Raw genomic sequence first — 16,340 nt, forward strand, 5'->3', positions numbered from 1 at the left:
GACTTCAACCACCGCAAAGGACAGACATGAACGCTCTTACCCGCATCGCCGCCGCAGCAGCATTGGCCACTGCCGCCCTCACCGCCAGCCCGGCCATGGCCGCTGGCGAACCGCAGCAGCCCGCTTCCGCGGCGCGCAGCGCCAGCTACATCACCACCTCCGACGGCGTGCAGATTTATTACAAGGACTGGGGCCCGAAGAATGGCCCCGTGGTGAGCTTCAGCCACGGCTGGCCGCTCAACTCGGACAGCTGGGAATCTCAGATGATTTTCCTGGCCTCCAAGGGCTTTCGCGTGATCGCCCATGACCGGCGCGGCCACGGCCGTTCCAGCCAGCCCTGGGACGGCAACGACATGGACCACTATGCGGCCGACCTGGCGGCGGTGATCGACTCGCTGGGCGTCAAGGACGTGACCCTGGTTGGCTTCTCCACCGGCGGCGGTGAAGTCGCCCGCTACATCGGCCGCTACGGCACGGCAAAGGTCAAAAAAGCGGTGCTGGTCAGCGCCGTGCCGCCCCTGATGCTGAAGACGACGGCCAACCCGGGCGGCCTGCCGATCGAGGTGTTCGACGGCATTCGCCAGGGCGAACTGGCCAATCGCTCGCAGCTTTACCTGGACATCGCCTCGGGCCCGTTTTTCGGCTTCAACCGCCCCGGCGCCAAGGTCTCGCAGGGTTTGATCCAGTCGTTCTGGGTGCAGGGCATGCAGGCGGGCCACAAGAATACCTATGACTCGATCGCGGCTTTCTCCGCCACCGACTTCACCGAGGACCTCAAGCGCTTTAACGTGCCGACCCTGGTGATCCACGGCGACGACGACCAGATCGTGCCAATCGACGCCTCCGGCCGCGCCGCCGCGAAACTCGTGAAAAACGCCAGGTTGATCGTCTACCCCGGCGCGCCGCACGGCCTGACCGATACCCACAAGGAGCGGCTCAACCAGGATTTGCTGAATTTCATCAGTGAATAGGCCCACCCCCGTCCAGGCTCACTGCGTGTAGCCTGTTCCCCCCTCAAGGGGGCGGCGCCTGCGGTCTGGCAAAGCCAGTCCCGCGGCCCCCACTGGCGGCCCCCTCTTCAAGCCAGCATGAGCCGCGGAACCGGCTTCGCCGGGCAGTCCACGCCCCCCCCGTCCAGGCTCACTGCGTGTAGCCTGTTCCCCCCTCGAGGGGGCGGCGCCTGCGGTCTGGCAAAGCCAGTCCCGCGGCCCCCACTGGTGAAATACCCCGCATACGCCCTGAATTCTTAAGGCCAGCAGGGGCCGCGGAACCGGCTTTGCCGGGCCGCAGGCGCAGCGCCCCCTCGGGGGGCAGCGCATTACACGTAGCCGAAGGCGAAGTGAAAAGCGTGGGGGTGCTATAATCCTAGGCTTTGCTAGCAAACCCGCGCCTGGCCTGATCCTGATCAGATCATTTAGGGCGCACCTTTTGGATCAATTGAACAATGACCACCATCCGTGTAAAAGACAATGAGCCCTTCGACGTGGCTCTGCGCCGTTTCAAGCGCACCATTGAAAAACTCGGCCTGCTGACCGACCTGCGCGCCCGCGAGTTTTACGAAAAGCCAACGGCAGAGCGCAAGCGCAAGAAGGCAGCCGCCGTCAAACGCAACTACAAGCGCATCCGCTCGATGCAGTTGCCCAAGAAGCTGTACTAATCCTTTAGTACCGCCTCACGGCAACAAAAAGCCCGCACGAGGACGCTCTGCGGGCTTTTGTGCTTTTGGCGCCCGCCGCGCCGTCCCCTCCCCTCTATTCCCGCCCCCCAGGAGCCCCGAATGTCAGCCCTCAAAGACAAAATCACCGAAGACATGAAGACCGCCATGCGCGCCAAGGACAGTGAGCGCCTGGGCACCATACGCCTGCTGCTGGCGGCCCTCAAGCAAAAAGAGGTCGATGAGCGCGTGGTGCTGGACGACGCGGCCGTGATCGCCATCGTCGACAAGCTGATCAAGCAGCGCAAGGATTCGCTGGAAGCCTTCCAGAAGGCCGAACGCAAGGACCTGGCCGACAAGGAAGCCGCCGAACTGACCGTGCTGCAGGCCTACCTGCCGGCGCGCCTGAGCGCCGACGAAGTCGCCGCCGCCGTGAAAGCCATCGTGGCCGAGCTGGGCGCCAGCGGCCCCGGCGACATGGGCAAGGTCATGGGCGCGGTGAAGGCCAAACTGGCCGGCAAGGCCGACATGGGCCAGGTCTCGGCCGCCGTCAAGGCCGCGCTGGCCGGTTAAGCCCTGTTTGCGCCTTCAGTGGCGCAGCAAAATCAGCGCGCAGCCTGCGGCCGTCAGCAAGGCGCCGCACCAGCCGCCCAGGGCGGGCCGGCGGCGGTACACCCACCACAACAAGGGCAACAGCAGCACCGGCGTCACGGACGACAGCATGCCCACCATGCCGGCGCTGCCGTTTTGCAGGGCCTTGAGGATCAGCGTCATACCCAAAGTCATGCCCAGCGCGGCGCTGGCAAAGGTGTAACCCAGGTCCACCCAGCGCGGCGACTGCGTGGCCTGTACCACGCGCCAGCCGCTGAACAGCAGCGCGGCATGGGCCGCCAGGCCGCTGCTCATGCGCACGGCCGAGGCCGCCACCGGGTCCATGCCGCTTTGCATCAGGGGCTTGAGCATCAGCGTGGCCACCGATTGGCCCAGCGCAGCCACCAAACCCAGGGCAATGCCCACGGCCAGCCGCCCTTTGGTGGACTCCCAGTGGTGCAGCTCGGTCTCGCGCCGGCCGAAGGCAATCGCCGTCATCACGCCGGCCACCAGCAAGGCGCTGCCCAGCAGGCCCCATCCCGACAAAGTCTCACCGAGGAAAAGCCAGGCCAGCACCGCGGAAAACAGCGCATGCGTGGCGAACAAAATGCCGGAGCGCCGCGGCCCCAGGCGGCCCATGCAGGCGAACAGCGCCGTGTCGCCGACAAAAATGCCGATCACGCCCGAGAGCGCCAGCACGCCCGCGCCGTCCAGCCGCAAGCCGCGCCAGCTGCCGGTGGCGAAGGCCAGGGCCCAGAGCATCGCGCAGGCAAACGCCAGGCGCCAGCGGCTGAAGGCAAAAGCCCCCATGCGGGCCACGGCGGAGGCCGACAACAGGCTGGAGCAGGCCCAGGTGGCCGCCGCGGCCAGCGCCAGGGTCTCGGCGGGCAGGATCATCGGGGAGGCTAGCTGCCCGCCACCTTCATGCGGTTGACCAGGATGGAGCCCACGGTTTTGGCGCCGTAGTTGTAGGCGTCCGATCCCACGGCCTCAATGCCCATGAGCATGTCCTTGAGGTTGCCGGCAATCGTGATTTCCTCGACCGGGAAGGCGATGCGGCCGTTTTCGACCCAGAAACCCGAGGCGCCGCGCGAGTAGTCGCCGGTCACGTAGTTCACGCCCTGGCCCATCAGCTCGGTCACAAAAAGGCCGCGGCCCAGCTTGCGCAGCATGGCGTCCAGGTCGTCGCCCGGGCGCGTGTGCCGGCTGGTCAGGATCAGGTTGTGCGAGCCGCCGGCATTGCCGGTGGTGCGCATGCCCAGCTTGCGGGCCGAATAGGTGCTCAGGAAATAGCCTTCGACACGGCCGCCGGCCACCACCTTGCGCGCCTGGGTCTTCACGCCTTCCTCGTCAAAAGGCGCGCTGCCCTTGCCTTTGCGCAGGTGCGGGTCTTCGGCGACGTCGATGTGTTTGGGAAAAGCCGGCTTGCCCAGACTGTCGGCCAGGAAGGTGCTTTTGCGGTACAGCGCGCCGCCGCTCACGGCCTGCACAAAGCCGCCCAAGAGGCCCGCGGCCAGCGGCGACTCAAACAGCACCGGGCACTGCGTGGTCGGGATCTTGCGGCTTTTCAGGCGCGCCAGCGCGCGCTCGGCGGCGTAGCGGCCCACGGCCTCGGGGCGCGCCAGTTCAGCCGCATCGCGCATGGAGCTGTACCAGGCATCACGCTGCATCTGGTCGCCCTTGCCGGCAATCGGCGCCACCGAAATGCTGTGGCGCGAACTGGCATAACCGCCGCGAAAGCCCTTGGTGTGGGCACTGAAAAAATGGCTTTGCTGGGCCGACACGCCCGCGCCTTCGCTGTTGGTGATCAGGCGGCTGGTGCCCAGGGCCGCGGCTTCGCACTGAAGGGCCAACTGTGCGGCCTGTTCGGAGTCTATGGCCCAGGGGTGGAACAAATCGAGTTCGGGGTGCACGCGCGCGATGTCGCGCTCGTCGGGCAGGCCCGAGGTTTCGTCTTCGGCCGTGAAGCGCGCGATATCGTAGGCCGCTTTCACGGTCTGCTCTATGGCCGCCTTGGAGAAATCGCTGGTCGCGGCATTGCCGCGCTTTTTGCCGATGTAGACGGTGATGCCCAGGGACTTGTCGCGGTTGCGCTCGACGTTTTCCAGCTCGCCCTTGCGCACGCTGACCGACAGGCCGCAGCCTTCGGAGGCCTCGGCCGCGGCATCCGTGGCGCCCAGTTTTTTGGCGTGCCCCAGGGCGGTGTCGACAAGGTCCTCGAAAAAATCGCGGTGGTAGCTGAAGCCGCTTTCAGGCTGTTGGGAGGGCCGGGATGCGCCGCGTTTGGCGCCGCCGGCGCGAGAGGAAGCTTTTTGGGTCATATGGGTAGCTATGATACTGACTGCCATGAACAACAAGACTCCCAAGGCCATCAAGGGCTACTGGTCCAACGGCCGCTTCGTCAAACCCGAGGAAATCGCGCTCGAGGAAGCCGGCCCGCCCAGCAAAACCCAGCTCAAGGCCGAGGCCGACGAAAAACAGGCGCTCGGTGAAGCGCTGCTGACCCTGCGCGCCGACCTGATGGCGCGCCTGGACCTGCCCGACAAACTGCGCGACGCAATCGCCGACGCCAAAAAGATCACCAATTTCGAGGGCAAACGCCGCCAGATGCAGTTCATCGGCAAGCTGATGCGGCCGCTGGACCCTGAACCCATTCGCGAGGCGATCAACGAACAGCTCAACGGCTCGGCCGACCTGACGCTGGCCCTGCACCTGGCCGAGCAGTGGCGCGACAAGCTGATCGCCGACGACGCCGCGCTGGGCGACTGGCTGCGCGAATACCCCGGCACCGATTCGCAACAACTGCGCGCGCTGGTGCGCCAGGCCCGCAAGGACGCCAAGCCCGAAAAACCCGGTGAAGCGCCGCGCCACGGCAAGTCCTACCGCGAAATCTTCCAGCTGGTACGCCAGGCCATGGCCCAGGGGCCGGGAGAGCCCGAGGAGCCCCAGGCATGAGCCAGGCTTTTGACGCCGTCAGGATCGGCATCGTCTCGGTCAGCGACCGGGCCTCGGCCGGCGTCTACGTCGACAAAGGCCTGCCGGCGCTCAAGGACTGGCTCACGCGCGCGCTGCGCAACCCCATCACCTTTGAAGAACGCCTGATTCCCGACGAGCAGGCCAGCATCAGCGCCGCGCTGATCGCGCTGGTCGACGCCGGCTGCTCGCTGGTGCTGACCACGGGCGGCACCGGCCCCGCGCCGCGCGACGTGACGCCCGAGGCCACGCTGGCCGTGGCCCACAAGGAAATGCCCGGTTTCGGCGAACAGATGCGGCAGATCAGCCTGAAATTTGTGCCCACGGCCATCCTGTCGCGCCAGTGCGCAGTCATTCGCGATCAGAGCCTGATCCTGAACCTTCCCGGCCAGCCCAAATCGATCGCCGAAACGCTGGAGGGGCTGAAAAACCCCGACGGTTCGCAGGCCGTGGCGGGCATTTTTGCCGCCGTGCCCTATTGCATAGACCTGATAGGCGGCCCTTACCTGGAAACCGACGAAGCCGTGTGCCAGGCCTTCAGGCCCAAAAGCGCCCAGCGCCCACCGCGCTGAGCCTTGCCGCCGCGGGTTTTCGGCCCGCCGGTTTTTCTCACGTAGTATTCGGGCTTTACAACTCGAGGAGCTGAGATGGACGAGCTGATTGAAACGCCGGGCAAGGACTCGAAAAACACCGCCGTGCTGATCTGGATAGGAACCCTGTTCCTGGGCTTTATCCCGGGCCTGATTGTTTACCTGGTGAAAAAGGACGACGCCTATATCCTGGACCAGTCCAAGGAGGCGCTGAACTGGTCCATCACGGCGGCCATAGGCTATGTCGCGGCGATGATCCTCACCTTTGTGCTGATCGGCTTCCTGGTGTTTGTGGCGCTGGGCATTTGCCACCTGGTGTTCTGCGTCATGGGCGCGATAGGCGCTTCCAACGGCAAAACCTTTCGCGTGCCCTTCGCGCTGCGCCTGATCAACTGATGCGCTGACCGCCCCGGGCGGAAAAGCAAAAAGGAAGGCTCGCCCTTCCTTTTTTTTTGGCCGCCCTGCTTCCTTGCTTCCTGCCTACTTGCCGACCAGCTGGTTGAGCTTGTCGGCCTCGAAGGTTTCGGTGCGCGCCGCATCCTTGGGCACGCAGTCCTTGCTCATGGCGGTTTGCGGGCCGGAGAGCTTTTCAATCGCCTGCCACAGCAGGGCGATCTGGTGCTCCTGGCCGGCCGCGGTGTCGATCAGGCCGTGCATGGCCTGGGACAGCGGGTCGTCTTCCAGCGTGATGCCGTAGGCCGAAAACGGGGTGGGCGTGACGTCGGCGCTTTCGCCGGTCTTGGACGGAATGATGCGCGCCGGGATGCCCACGGCCGTGGCCCCCGCCGGCACGGGCTTGATCACCACCGCATTGCTGCCTATCTTGGCGCCGTCGCCGACCACAAAGCCGCCCAGCACCTTGGCGCCGGCGCTCACCACCACATCCTTGCCCAGGGTTGGATGCCGCTTGGTGCCCTTGTAGAGCGAGGTGCCGCCCAGCGTCACGCCCTGGTAAATCGTGCAGCCGTCGCCGATCTCGGCGGTTTCGCCGACGACAACGCCCATGGCGTGGTCAAAAAACACCCGCTCGCCGATTTTGGCGCCGGGGTGGATTTCAATGCCCGTCATCCAGCGCGACACATGCGAGATAAAGCGGCCCAGCCACTTGAAGCCGTGGTTCCAGCACCAGTGCGCCCGGCGGTGCAGCACCAGGGCATGCAGCCCCGGGTAGCAGGTCAATGCCTCCCAGGCCGTGCGGGCGGCGGGGTCGCGGGCTAGGATGCACTGGATGTCGGAGCGGAGTCGGGAAAACATGGTGGGAGTTTAGTGGCCGTCCGCAGACCGTGCTGGCGTGCTGTCTTTAGGCGGCATTTGGGCGGCCATGGCAGCGTTTTGCAGCATGGCCTTGGCCACGCCGCGCAGGATGTGGATTTCCTCGGGGCTCAGCTGGGCGCGGTTGAACAGCTGGTTGAGCCGCGGCATCAGTTTTTTGGGCGAGGCCGGGTCCAGAAAGCCTATGCCGGCCAACGCCTCCTCCCAATGTTTGAGCATGCCGGCCACCGCCGCCGCGTCGGCCTGCGTGGGTTCGGTCGTCGCCGGCTGCACGCTGAAGCCGCCCAGCGCCTGGCGCCAGTCGTAGGCGATCAGCTGCACCGCCGCGCCCAGGTTCAGCGAGCCGAATTTCGGGTCGGTCGGGATGCTCAGTGCCACATGGCAGCGGTAGACATCCTCGTTTTGCATGCCGAAGCGCTCGGAACCGAACAAAAAAGCCACCGATTCGGGCTTCGCGGTGGCCGCACCCGAGGGCTGGCCAGCGCCCAGCAGGGCCGCGAAGTGCTCGCGCGGCGCGCGCGTGGGCGGGCCGAAGTCGCGCGGCGTCATGGCGGTGGCGCACAGGTGGGCCATGCCGTCCAGCGCCTCGTCCAGCGTGGCGACGATGCGGGCGTTCTTGAGCACGTCAAGCGCGCCGCTGGCGCGCTGTATGGTTTCCTCGCGGTTCAGCACATTGGCCCAGCGCGGCGCGACCAGCACCAGGTCGTCAAAACCCATGGTTTTCATGGCGCGGGCGGTGGCGCCGACATTGCCGGCATGGCTGGTGTTGATCAAGATGAATCGCGTATGCATGGGACAGGATTGTCCTATGCGGATGGCTTCAGGACCTCGATCAGGGCCCTGATCTTGGGCGACATCGCGCCTTTGCGCCAGATCAGCTCGGTTTGCGCCCGGTCGCTTCCAGGCGGCAGCGCATGCACGCTCAAGCGCGCGCGCTCGGGAAACGTCGCCAGCACGCTGAGCGGCACCAGCGAAATACCCATGCCCACCACCACGCAGCCCAGCATCGCGTGATAAGACGTGATTTCTATGGTCTGCACCGGCATGCTGTTTTTGCCGGCGTACCACTGCTCGAGCCGGGCCCGGTGCGGGCAGCCCTGTTCAAAGGCGACGATGCTGCGCGGGGGCTCGGCGCCCGCGGAGGTGATGGCGGCATGCCCTGCGCTTGCCACGATCACCAGTTCCTCGCTGAACACCGGCTCGCGCTCGAAGGGCCCCTCGACGATGGGGCCGGTCACCAGAGCGGCGTCCAATGCGCCGGCCAGCACTGCCGCCGCCAGCTGCTGTGGGTTGCCGGTTTTGAGCGCCAGCTTCACTTCCGGGTAAAGGCGCACAAAGTCACTGAGTGGGCCGGGCAGGCGCACGGCCGAAGTGCTTTCCATGGCGCCGAGCGCCAGGGCACCGCGCGGGCTGCCGTCGCGCACCGCATCGCGCGCCTCGTCGGCCAGGTCCAGCAGGCGCTGGGCGTAGTCCAGCAACACCTGCCCGGCCGGCGACAAATGCAGGCGCTTGCCCTCGCGAATAAACAGCGGCGTTCCGAGTTTTTCCTCCAGCTGGCGTATGCGCGTCGTGATGTTGGACTGCACCCGGTGCAACCGCTCGGCCGCGCGTGTCACGCCGCCGGCCTCCACCACCGCCCGAAAAATCGCCAGGTCGCTGAGCTCCATGCATCTCCATAAAAGATATAAATAATCCTTATTATTCATTTCCCAGAATGAATTGTCACGCGTATCGTCCAGCACTTGACCACTTCACAACAACCAAGGAACAACATGCCAAAGGCTTACTGGATCGTGCGCGTCTCGGTGCGCAACATCGACGAATATCCCCGCTACCTCACGGCGGCGCGGCCCGCCTTCGAGAAGTTCGGGGCCAACTTCCTGGTGCGCGGCGGCGCCTATGAGAGCATGGAGGGTAGCTCGCGCGAGCGCAACGTCGTCGTGGAGTTCGCCGACATGGCGACCGCCCAGGCCTGTTACGCCAGCCCCGAATACCAGGCGGCGCGGGCCATACGCCAGCAGTACGCGGACGCGGATTTCCTGATCGCGCAAGGCGCTTAGGCCTGTTCAGGCGCGATATAGCTCTAAGGAGGCCCTCGGAGGGGGCCGCGCCGCGTTTATGGGAAAATACCGCCATTGCCCGCCGCCCGCATCGCCGGCGCCGGTTTATCCCGTTCTTCCCTACAAGTTATGTCCAGCAATCTCCATCCCATGCTCAACGTGGCCATCAAGGCTGCGCGCGCTGCCGGCGCCATCATCAACCGCGCGGCGCTTGACGTCGAGGCGGTCCGCGTCTCGGTCAAGCAGACCAACGACTTCGTCACCGAGGTCGACCAGGCCGCCGAGGCCGCCATCATCGAAACCCTGCTGAGCGCCTACCCCGGCCACGGCATCCTGGCCGAGGAATCGGGCAGCGAGCATGGCGCCAAGGACTCCGACTACGTCTGGATCATCGATCCGCTGGACGGCACCACCAACTTCATTCACGGCTTCCCGGTCTATTGCGTCAGCATCGCGCTGGCCGTCAAGGGCAAGGTCGAGCAGGCCGTGGTCTACGACCCCACCCGCAACGACATCTTCTGCGCCACCAAGGGCCGCGGCGCCTACATGAACGACCGCCGCATCCGCGTGGCCAAGCGCACGCGCCTGCAGGAATGCCTGATTTCCACCGGTTTCCCCTACCGCCCCGGCGACAAGCTCAAGGCCTACCTCAACATGCTGGGCGAAGTCATGAGCCAGTGCGCCGGCGTGCGCCGCCCCGGCGCCGCGGCGCTGGACCTGGCCTATGTGGCCGCCGGTTTCAGCGACGGCTTTTTTGAAGCCAACCTCAAACCCTGGGACGTGGCGGCCGGCTCGCTGCTGGTGACCGAGGCCGGCGGCCTGATCGGCAACTTCACCGGCGAAGCCGACTTCATGGACCACGGCGAATGTGTGGCCGGCAACCCGCGCGTCTACGGCCAGCTGGTGGCCACCCTGGGCAAATACAGCAAATTCGCCGGCGCCGGCGACAAGGCCGTGGTGCGCCAAGCCCTGCAGGACACGCCCGCGGCGCAGGAAGCTGAAGAAGGCGCCGAGGAAAGCGCGGCGCCCGCCGCCCCGGCCGAAAAGCCCACGCTCAAAGCCAAGCGCATCAAGGCCGGCGACACCGCCCCCAAGGCGCCGGACGCGCCCTTCTAAACAAAGCCCGCCTCGCGGGCTTTTTTCATGGCCGCGCGTTTCGGGGAAAGGTAAAGTGTGAGCCAGGCACACCATGAACCGGCCCGACCCCGACCCCCCCGCCGCGCTGGCGACCCGATTGCAGCGCCGGGTGCGGGGCTGGCTGCACAAAAGCCTGCACGTGCTGTTGAGCCAGTACGTCACCAACGGCCTGACGGTATCGCTGGGCCTGGTGCTCATCATGCTGGCCATCTTCGAGGCCGCCGGGCTGGCCGCCGCCTCCACCGCCGCCGTCGGCGTGATGATCACCAGCCTGCCCGACGTGCCGGCGCCGCGCCGGCGCAAGATCATGCAGATGCTGCCCGCGCCGCTGCTGGGCGCGCCGCTCTTCACGCTGGTGCAGCTGGTGCGCCACGACGAGCTGCTGCTGGGCATCGTGGTCGCGGCCGCCACATTCCTGGCCGTGATGATGATGGCCTGGGGCAAACGCGGCGGGCCCATCTGTTTTTCGCTGCTGTTTTCCACGCTGTTTTCCATGGCCGCGCCGCCGGTCGCCTCGCTGCAGCAGATCGCGCTGCACGGCGCCTGGTTTGTCGCCGGCGCCGGGCTTTACCTGCTGTGGGCCGTGTTCACCACCCATTTGCTCAACCGGCGCTTTCGTGCGCAGCTGCTGGCCGAATGCCTGCACAGCTTCGCGCAGATCTTGCGCACCCAGTCCCAGCGCTTCGGCCCGCGGCCCGACCACAACGCGCTGCTGGCGCGCATGCTGCAGCAGCAAGCCGCGCTGGCCGACCACCTGCAAAACACGCGCGACCTGGTGCTGGAGTCACCCACCACGCCGGAGCGCCAGCGCCTGGCGGCCATGCTGCTGAGCCTGCTGGAGGCGCGCGACCACCAGCTCGCCTGCGACCTGGACCTGGATTTTTTGCTGGAGCACAGCGCCGCCGTGGCCTTGCTGCCCGCCCTGCAGCTGGCGCTGGACAGCACCGCCGCGCGGCTCGAAACCCTGGGCATGGACTTGCTGCTGGGCCGGCGCGGCGCGGCCATCGCCGCCATCACCGACCTGCGGCCCGAACTCGCCGGCGCGCTGCCGCCGCGCACCAAACGCGCCGACCCGCTGGCACCCGACCCGCTGCTGGTAGACACCACCGACCCGCTGGCGCTGCTGCACAACATGGCCGACCGCATAGGCCACATCAACGACGAGGCCGTGAAGATGGCGGCGCTGGCGCGCGGCGACATCCCGCCGGGGCTCTCGGCCGTGCGCACCCAGTGGCAGCTCTTCGTCAGCACCGTGCACTGGTCCTGGAAGCCCTTGCTGGGCCAGCTGGGCTGGAGCGCCCCCATCCTGCGCTACGCCCTGCGCTGCACGCTGGCCGTGGCGGCCGGCTATGCGGTGGCGCTGCGCCTGCCCTGGGTGGCGCATGAATACTGGATCCTGCTGACCATCGTGGTGGTGATGCGCGGCAACCTGGCGCAGACCGTGCAGCGCCGCAATGCGCGCGTGGCCGGCACGCTGCTGGGCTGCGCGCTGGTCATGGCCGTGCTGGCGCCGCACCCGGGCGCCCGTACCCTGTTCGGCGTGATCGCGCTGAGCATGGGCCTGGCCCATGCCTTCGCGCTGCGGCGCTACCTTTTCACCTCCATCGCGGCCACCGTGGCCGGCCTGCTGCAGGCGCATTTGCTGCTGTCCGGCGTGGAGCCCGGTTTCGCCATGGCCGAGCGCCTGGCCGACACCCTGCTGGGCGCGCTGATCGCCTGGCTGTTCAGCTACGTGCTGCCGGCCTGGGAGCGCAAACAGCTTCCGGCGCTGGTGCTGCGCAGCACCGGCGCCCAGGCCAGGCACGCGCAGCTGGCGCTCGCGCTGCTCGACGAGGCGCGGGCTTCCGACCTGCCCTGGCGGCTGGCCCGGCGCGAGGCCTACAACAGCCTGTCCGACCTCACGCTGGCCGCCCAGCGCAGCCTGGCCGAGCCCCACAAGGTGCGCCCGGCGCTGGAGCCGCTCGAGGCCCTGCAGGCGCGCAGCTACCAGCTGCTGGCCCAGCTCACGGCCGTCAAATCGCTGCTGCTGCTGCACCGCGCCCAGCTCAACCTCGCGGTGGTCAGGCCCGCGCTGGCGCGGGCCGCCGGCTGCATAGAGGCCGAGCTCTCGGGCGCCGGGGCCGCCGCGCCCGAAACCGGCCCGGCCGTCGCCGGCCAGCCTTTCCAGCCCCGGCCCGATCCGCTGATGATCCTGGACCTCACGCCCTGGCTGCTGCGCCGGCTGGACCTGGCCTGCGCCATGGCGCGGGAACTGCGCCTGACCCAGGCCCGCGTGCTGGCCTGGGGTTCGGGCCCCGCGGCCGCGGCGCAAGCGCCCATCCAGCGCCAGGTGCTGTAGGCAAAGGCCGCGACAAGCCGCGAAGAGGGTTTCGCCCCTGTCGCCTCGGCTAAAATTTCTGGTTCCAGCAGGGCGGCGCGTGCGCGGCGCCCCTGTCCTCCGAACCCTTCCCGTACCCTAGCGAGCACCATGCCTGAATCCATTGTCAAAGCCTCTGTCGCGTCGGCCGACGCAGCCCTGCTGCGCGAAGTCGCGGAACTGGTGGTGAGCGCCTTGAACCTGGAAGTCAGCGCCGATGAGATCCAGCCCGACGAGCCCCTGTATGGCGACGGCCTGGGACTGGACTCCATCGACATCCTGGAGATCGCGCTGGTGGTTTCCAAGCACTACGGCCTTCAGCTCAGGGCCGACCACGAAGACAACCACGCCATCTTCCACTCGCTGCGCAGCCTGGGCGACCATATCGCCGCCTGGCGAACCCAGTGAACAGCAGCGGGGCGGCGCGGTTTGGCCAGGCCTGGCGCTGGGGCGGCGCGCTGGCCCTGGGCATAGGCTACGCTCTGGCCTCCCACCTGGCCGCCACCTCGGCCGCGCCGGGCCTGCTGCAGGCATCGGTCGCCGTGCTGCCCCTTCTGGCGCTGGCCCTGCTCCTGGCCTGGCGTTCACCGCAGCGCCCGGTCATGCTGGCCCTGTGCGCGCTGGCCTGCCTTGGGTTTTACGCCGCCAGGGACTGGCTGCTCTCGCACTACGGCTGGGTGTTTTTTCTGGAGCACGCAGGCAGCTACACGCTGCTGGGCGCCACCTTCGGCCGCACACTGGCGCGCGGCCGAACCCCCATGATTTCGCAGTTCGCCCGCATCGTGCACGGAGAGCTCACGCCGGCGATCAGCGCCTACACCCGCTGCGCCACCTGGGCCTGGACCCTGTATTTCGCCGGCATTGCGGGGATGTCCCTGCTGCTGTTCTGGTTCGCGCCCATGGCGGTCTGGTCCACCTTTGCCTACCTGCTGGGCATTCCGCTGCTGGGGCTGATGTTTGCCGCGGAATACGCCGCGCGCTGCTACGTCCTGCCCCCGGGGGAGCGCGCCGGCCCGCTGGAGGCGATCCGGGCCTACCGGCAGGCTTCACAGCGCCACGCGCCCCGGCCATGACCAGCCTGCCGCTGCTGGCCCACACCCGCGAGCAGGACCTGCTGGCCCTGCGCCACGGCCAGCCCGTCAGCGCCGGGCAATTCCTCGCCGACGCCAGGCGGCTGGCCGCGGCCTTGCCGGCGGGCCGGCATGTGCTGAACGCCTGCGCGGACCGCTACCGTTTTGCCGTCGGCATGGCGGCCGCGCTGCTGGCCGACAAGCTCAGCCTGCTGCCGCCCACGCTGACGCCGGAAATGGTCAGGCAGATCCAGGCCTTTGCGCCCGACGTGTTCTGCCTGTCGGACCAGTCCCAGTCCCTGGCGCTGCCGCAACTGGCCTGGGCCGACGCGATGGCGGGCGCCTCGCCGCAGGCGCCGGCCCAGGGCGGCGCCTGGGAGATCCCGCAGATCCCCACCTCGCGCGTCGCGGCCATCATGTTCACCTCCGGCTCCACCGGCGTGCCGGTGGAGCACCGCAAAAGCTGGGGCAGCCTGGTGCGCGGCGCCCGGGCCGAAGCCGCCCGCCTCGGGCTGCTCGGCGAGCAGCGGCACAGCATCGTGGCCACCGTGCCGCCCCAGCACATGTACGGTTTCGAATCCACCGTGCTGCTGCCCCTGCTGGGCGGCGGCGTGCTGGGCGCGGGCCACCCGTTTTACCCGGCCGACATCTGCGCCGCGCTGGCCGAGGCGGCGCGCCCGCGCATGCTGGTGACCACGCCGGTGCACCTGAAGGCCTTGCTCGCTTCGGGCCTGGACATCCCGCCCATAGACCTGCTGCTGTCCGCCACCGCCGCCCTGCCGCCGCAGCTGGCGCTGGCCGCCGAAACCCGGCTGCAGGCCCCGCTGCTTGAAATCTACGGATCGACCGAAACCGGGCAGATCGCCACCCGGCGCCTGAGCCAGGGCCAGGCCTGGACGCTGTTCCCGGACGTAGCGCTCAGCGCCAGCCTGGGCCAAACCTGGGCGGCGGGCGGCCATGTCGAGCAGGCCACACCCCTGGCCGACGAGCTCGAAGTGCTGCCCGAAGGCCGCTTCCTGCTGCACGGCCGGACCGCCGACCTGGTCAACATCGCCGGCAAACGAAGCTCGCTGGGCTACCTGAACCACCAGCTGGCCGCCATACCGGGCGTGCTCGACGGCGCCTTCTTCATGCCGGACGAGCAGGACGGCGACAGCGTGGTGCGGCTGATGGCTTTTGTGGTGGCGCCCGGCCTGGCGGCACCCGCCCTGCTGGCGGCGCTGAGGGAGCGCATAGACGCCATCTTCATTCCCCGGCCGCTGGTGCTGCTGGAGGCCTTGCCGCGCAACAGCACCGGCAAACTGCCGCGCGAGGCCCTGCTGGCCCTGGCGCGCGAGCATCTTCGCAAAAGGCCCGGCCATGCAGCTTGAAACCCAGTTTGTCGTGGCGCCGGATCACCCGGCCTTTGCCGGGCATTTCCCCGGTAACCCCATCGTGCCGGGCGTGCTGCTGCTCGACGCCGCCGTGCATGCGCTGCAGCAGGCGGGCGCGGCCGCGCAGGCCTGCCAGATCAGCGCGGCGAAATTCCTCAGCCCCGTGGGCCCCGGCGAAACCCTCACGATGTGCTGCACGGCCGGCGCCCGCGGCGGCACGCATTTCGAGATCCGCAGCGGCGCGCGAAAAGTCGCCACCGGCACCCTGCTGCCGCTGCCCCCACCATGAACGCGCCGCCGCGGGAAACCTCCCAGGCATCGGCGGCCGAATGGCGGCGCCAGCCTGAGCGCAGCAGCGTCTTCATGCTGCGCGTGATGACGCTGATCTCCCTGCGCCTGGGCCGCCGCGCCAGCCGCGCCGTCCTGTACGGCATCGCGGCCTACTTCCTGGCCTTCGCGCCCACGGCACGCCGCATGTCGCGCAACTACCTGCGCCGCGTGCTCGAACTGCCCTCGCCCGACGCCGTCGGCTGGCGCCACCTGTTCCGGCATTTCCTGAGTTTCGCCTCGGCCGTCCACGACCGGGTCTTCCTGCTCAACGACCGCTTCGACCTGTTCGACATCCGGGTGCACAACCAGGCGCTGATCGACGAGGCGGTGGCCAGCGGGAAGGGCGTCTTCCTCATAGGCGCCCACCTGGGGAGTTTTGAAGTGCTGCGCGCCATCGGGCGACGCCAGCCCGGGCTGCGCGTCGCCATGGCGATGTACGAGGACAACGCGCGCAAGATCAACGCCGCGATGGGCGCCATCAATCCCCAGGCGCAAATGGACGTGATAGCGCTGGGGCACATCGATTCCATGATCCGCGTGCACGCCCTGCTGGACCAGGGCGCCGTGGTCGGCATGCTGGGCGACCGCACGCTGGGCACTGACGATACCTATCCCGTCGACTTCCTGGGTGCCCCGGCCGAATTGCCGCTGGGGCCTTTTCGCATGGCCGCAGTGCTCAAGCGCCCGGTGCTGTTCATGGCGGGGCTCTACCGCGGCGGCAACCGCTACGACGTCCACTTCGAGGCGCTCGCGGACTTCTCCGCGCTGCCGCCGCGCGGCCGCACGCAGGCGGTGCACGAGGCCGTGACGCGCTATGCTGCACTGCTGGCGCGGCATTGCCGCAGCGCACCCTACAACTGGTTCAATTTTTTCGATTTCTGGCACGCCGCGCCGCCGCAGGCCGGCCGTCCCGGACAACAGCCCTGAGCAGCGC

17 protein-coding genes and 1 pseudogene are annotated in these 16,340 nt (G+C 67.9%); 13 read left to right on the forward strand and 5 right to left on the reverse strand.

Annotated elements, in window-relative coordinates:
* Nucleotides 1–26: 26 nt before the first annotated feature.
* The 3 genes from AC1DUN_RS08560 (at nt 27) to AC1DUN_RS08570 (ending at nt 2,227) form a co-directional block, all read left to right on the forward strand.
* Nucleotides 27–971, forward strand: coding sequence for an alpha/beta fold hydrolase (locus AC1DUN_RS08560; protein WP_477713587.1), 945 nt, complete (start codon nt 27–29; stop codon nt 969–971).
* A gap of 473 nt (nt 972–1,444) precedes the next feature.
* On the forward strand, nt 1,445–1,657 hold the full coding sequence (gene rpsU / locus AC1DUN_RS08565) for a 30S ribosomal protein S21 (protein WP_007872347.1): 213 nt from the start codon (nt 1,445–1,447) through the stop codon (nt 1,655–1,657).
* A 120-nt stretch (nt 1,658–1,777) separates the two neighbouring features.
* The gene (locus AC1DUN_RS08570; protein WP_477663828.1) at nt 1,778–2,227 is read left to right on the forward strand and encodes a GatB/YqeY domain-containing protein; all 450 of its coding nucleotides are present in this window, start codon (nt 1,778–1,780) and stop codon (nt 2,225–2,227) included.
* Nucleotides 2,228–2,242: 15 nt separating this feature from the next.
* Here AC1DUN_RS08570 and AC1DUN_RS08575 read toward each other — a convergent pair whose 3' ends face one another.
* The gene (locus AC1DUN_RS08575; protein WP_477713588.1) at nt 2,243–3,142 is read right to left on the reverse strand and encodes a DMT family transporter; all 900 of its coding nucleotides are present in this window, start codon (nt 3,140–3,142) and stop codon (nt 2,243–2,245) included.
* Between the two features lie 8 nt (nt 3,143–3,150).
* Complete coding sequence (gene pmbA, locus AC1DUN_RS08580; protein WP_477713589.1) at nt 3,151–4,566, reverse strand: metalloprotease PmbA; 1,416 nt, start codon at nt 4,564–4,566, stop codon at nt 3,151–3,153.
* A gap of 25 nt (nt 4,567–4,591) precedes the next feature.
* Between pmbA and yjgA the strand changes: the two genes are divergently transcribed.
* The 3 genes from yjgA to AC1DUN_RS08595 all read left to right on the forward strand — a co-directional run bounded on the left by yjgA (nt 4,592) and on the right by AC1DUN_RS08595 (nt 6,204).
* Nucleotides 4,592–5,200, forward strand: coding sequence for a ribosome biogenesis factor YjgA (gene yjgA / locus AC1DUN_RS08585; protein WP_477713590.1), 609 nt, complete (start codon nt 4,592–4,594; stop codon nt 5,198–5,200).
* A complete protein-coding gene (gene mog / locus AC1DUN_RS08590) occupies nt 5,197–5,790 on the forward strand; it encodes a molybdopterin adenylyltransferase (RefSeq protein WP_477713591.1) in 594 nt (197 codons plus the stop codon). The genes yjgA and mog overlap by 4 nt, the downstream gene beginning before the upstream one ends.
* Nucleotides 5,791–5,865: 75 nt before the next feature.
* A complete protein-coding gene (locus AC1DUN_RS08595; protein WP_477663833.1) occupies nt 5,866–6,204 on the forward strand; it encodes a DUF4870 domain-containing protein in 339 nt (112 codons plus the stop codon).
* An 84-nt stretch (nt 6,205–6,288) separates the two neighbouring features.
* On the opposite strand, the gene cysE is transcribed toward AC1DUN_RS08595, so the two are convergent.
* The 3 genes from cysE to AC1DUN_RS08610 are packed head-to-tail and all read right to left on the reverse strand — an operon-like array spanning nt 6,289 to nt 8,747.
* Nucleotides 6,289–7,062 carry a serine O-acetyltransferase gene (gene cysE / locus AC1DUN_RS08600; protein ID WP_477713592.1) on the reverse strand — a complete coding sequence of 258 codons (774 nt, stop codon included), beginning with the start codon at nt 7,060–7,062 and terminating at the stop codon, nt 6,289–6,291.
* A gap of 9 nt (nt 7,063–7,071) precedes the next feature.
* On the reverse strand, nt 7,072–7,872 hold the full coding sequence (locus AC1DUN_RS08605) for an RNA methyltransferase (protein ID WP_477713593.1): 801 nt from the start codon (nt 7,870–7,872) through the stop codon (nt 7,072–7,074).
* A gap of 14 nt (nt 7,873–7,886) precedes the next feature.
* Nucleotides 7,887–8,747 carry a LysR substrate-binding domain-containing protein gene (locus tag AC1DUN_RS08610; RefSeq protein WP_477713594.1) on the reverse strand — a complete coding sequence of 287 codons (861 nt, stop codon included), beginning with the start codon at nt 8,745–8,747 and terminating at the stop codon, nt 7,887–7,889.
* 105 nt (nt 8,748–8,852) lie between these two features.
* Between AC1DUN_RS08610 and AC1DUN_RS08615 the strand changes: the two genes are divergently transcribed.
* The 7 genes and pseudogenes from AC1DUN_RS08615 to AC1DUN_RS08645 all read left to right on the forward strand — a co-directional run bounded on the left by AC1DUN_RS08615 (nt 8,853) and on the right by AC1DUN_RS08645 (nt 16,333).
* Entirely contained in the window at nt 8,853–9,140 is a 288-nt protein-coding gene (locus tag AC1DUN_RS08615) for a DUF1330 domain-containing protein (RefSeq protein WP_413329420.1), read from the forward strand.
* A gap of 129 nt (nt 9,141–9,269) precedes the next feature.
* Complete coding sequence (locus AC1DUN_RS08620; RefSeq protein WP_477713595.1) at nt 9,270–10,256, forward strand: inositol monophosphatase family protein; 987 nt, start codon at nt 9,270–9,272, stop codon at nt 10,254–10,256.
* 73 nt (nt 10,257–10,329) lie between these two features.
* Nucleotides 10,330–12,615: an FUSC family protein gene (locus AC1DUN_RS08625; protein ID WP_477713596.1), complete on the forward strand. Its 2,286-nt coding sequence runs from the start codon at nt 10,330–10,332 to the stop codon at nt 12,613–12,615.
* Between the two features lie 129 nt (nt 12,616–12,744).
* The gene (locus AC1DUN_RS08630) at nt 12,745–13,041 is read left to right on the forward strand and encodes a phosphopantetheine-binding protein (protein ID WP_074577154.1); all 297 of its coding nucleotides are present in this window, start codon (nt 12,745–12,747) and stop codon (nt 13,039–13,041) included.
* Nucleotides 13,038–13,706, forward strand: a complete 669-nt coding sequence (locus AC1DUN_RS08635; protein WP_477713597.1) for a COG4648 family protein — start codon at nt 13,038–13,040, stop codon at nt 13,704–13,706. The genes AC1DUN_RS08630 and AC1DUN_RS08635 overlap by 4 nt, the downstream gene beginning before the upstream one ends.
* A pseudogene (locus AC1DUN_RS08640) lies at nt 13,703–15,365 on the forward strand (AMP-binding protein). Before AC1DUN_RS08635 ends, AC1DUN_RS08640 begins: the two are co-directional and overlap by 4 nt.
* On the forward strand, nt 15,362–16,333 hold the full coding sequence (locus AC1DUN_RS08645) for an LpxL/LpxP family acyltransferase (protein WP_477713598.1): 972 nt from the start codon (nt 15,362–15,364) through the stop codon (nt 16,331–16,333). The pseudogene AC1DUN_RS08640 and the gene AC1DUN_RS08645 overlap by 4 nt, the downstream one beginning before the upstream one ends.
* The last annotated feature ends 7 nt before the right edge of the window (nt 16,334–16,340 follow it).

It is taken from the genome of Polaromonas sp. P4_F6, assembly GCF_056401275.1.

Coding starts and splice junctions, on each gene's coding strand:
- AC1DUN_RS08560 (WP_477713587.1), top strand. CDS start 27: ATGAACGCTCTTACCCGCATCGCCGCCGCAGCAGCATTGGCCACTGCC.
- rpsU (WP_007872347.1), top strand. CDS start 1,445: ATGACCACCATCCGTGTAAAAGACAATGAGCCCTTCGACGTGGCTCTG.
- AC1DUN_RS08570 (WP_477663828.1), top strand. CDS start 1,778: ATGTCAGCCCTCAAAGACAAAATCACCGAAGACATGAAGACCGCCATG.
- AC1DUN_RS08575 (WP_477713588.1), bottom strand. CDS start 3,142: ATGATCCTGCCCGCCGAGACCCTGGCGCTGGCCGCGGCGGCCACCTGG.
- pmbA (WP_477713589.1), bottom strand. CDS start 4,566: ATGACCCAAAAAGCTTCCTCTCGCGCCGGCGGCGCCAAACGCGGCGCA.
- yjgA (WP_477713590.1), top strand. CDS start 4,592: ATGAACAACAAGACTCCCAAGGCCATCAAGGGCTACTGGTCCAACGGC.
- mog (WP_477713591.1), top strand. CDS start 5,197: ATGAGCCAGGCTTTTGACGCCGTCAGGATCGGCATCGTCTCGGTCAGC.
- AC1DUN_RS08595 (WP_477663833.1), top strand. CDS start 5,866: ATGGACGAGCTGATTGAAACGCCGGGCAAGGACTCGAAAAACACCGCC.
- cysE (WP_477713592.1), bottom strand. CDS start 7,062: ATGTTTTCCCGACTCCGCTCCGACATCCAGTGCATCCTAGCCCGCGAC.
- AC1DUN_RS08605 (WP_477713593.1), bottom strand. CDS start 7,872: ATGCATACGCGATTCATCTTGATCAACACCAGCCATGCCGGCAATGTC.
- AC1DUN_RS08610 (WP_477713594.1), bottom strand. CDS start 8,747: ATGGAGCTCAGCGACCTGGCGATTTTTCGGGCGGTGGTGGAGGCCGGC.
- AC1DUN_RS08615 (WP_413329420.1), top strand. CDS start 8,853: ATGCCAAAGGCTTACTGGATCGTGCGCGTCTCGGTGCGCAACATCGAC.
- AC1DUN_RS08620 (WP_477713595.1), top strand. CDS start 9,270: ATGTCCAGCAATCTCCATCCCATGCTCAACGTGGCCATCAAGGCTGCG.
- AC1DUN_RS08625 (WP_477713596.1), top strand. CDS start 10,330: ATGAACCGGCCCGACCCCGACCCCCCCGCCGCGCTGGCGACCCGATTG.
- AC1DUN_RS08630 (WP_074577154.1), top strand. CDS start 12,745: ATGCCTGAATCCATTGTCAAAGCCTCTGTCGCGTCGGCCGACGCAGCC.
- AC1DUN_RS08645 (WP_477713598.1), top strand. CDS start 15,362: ATGAACGCGCCGCCGCGGGAAACCTCCCAGGCATCGGCGGCCGAATGG.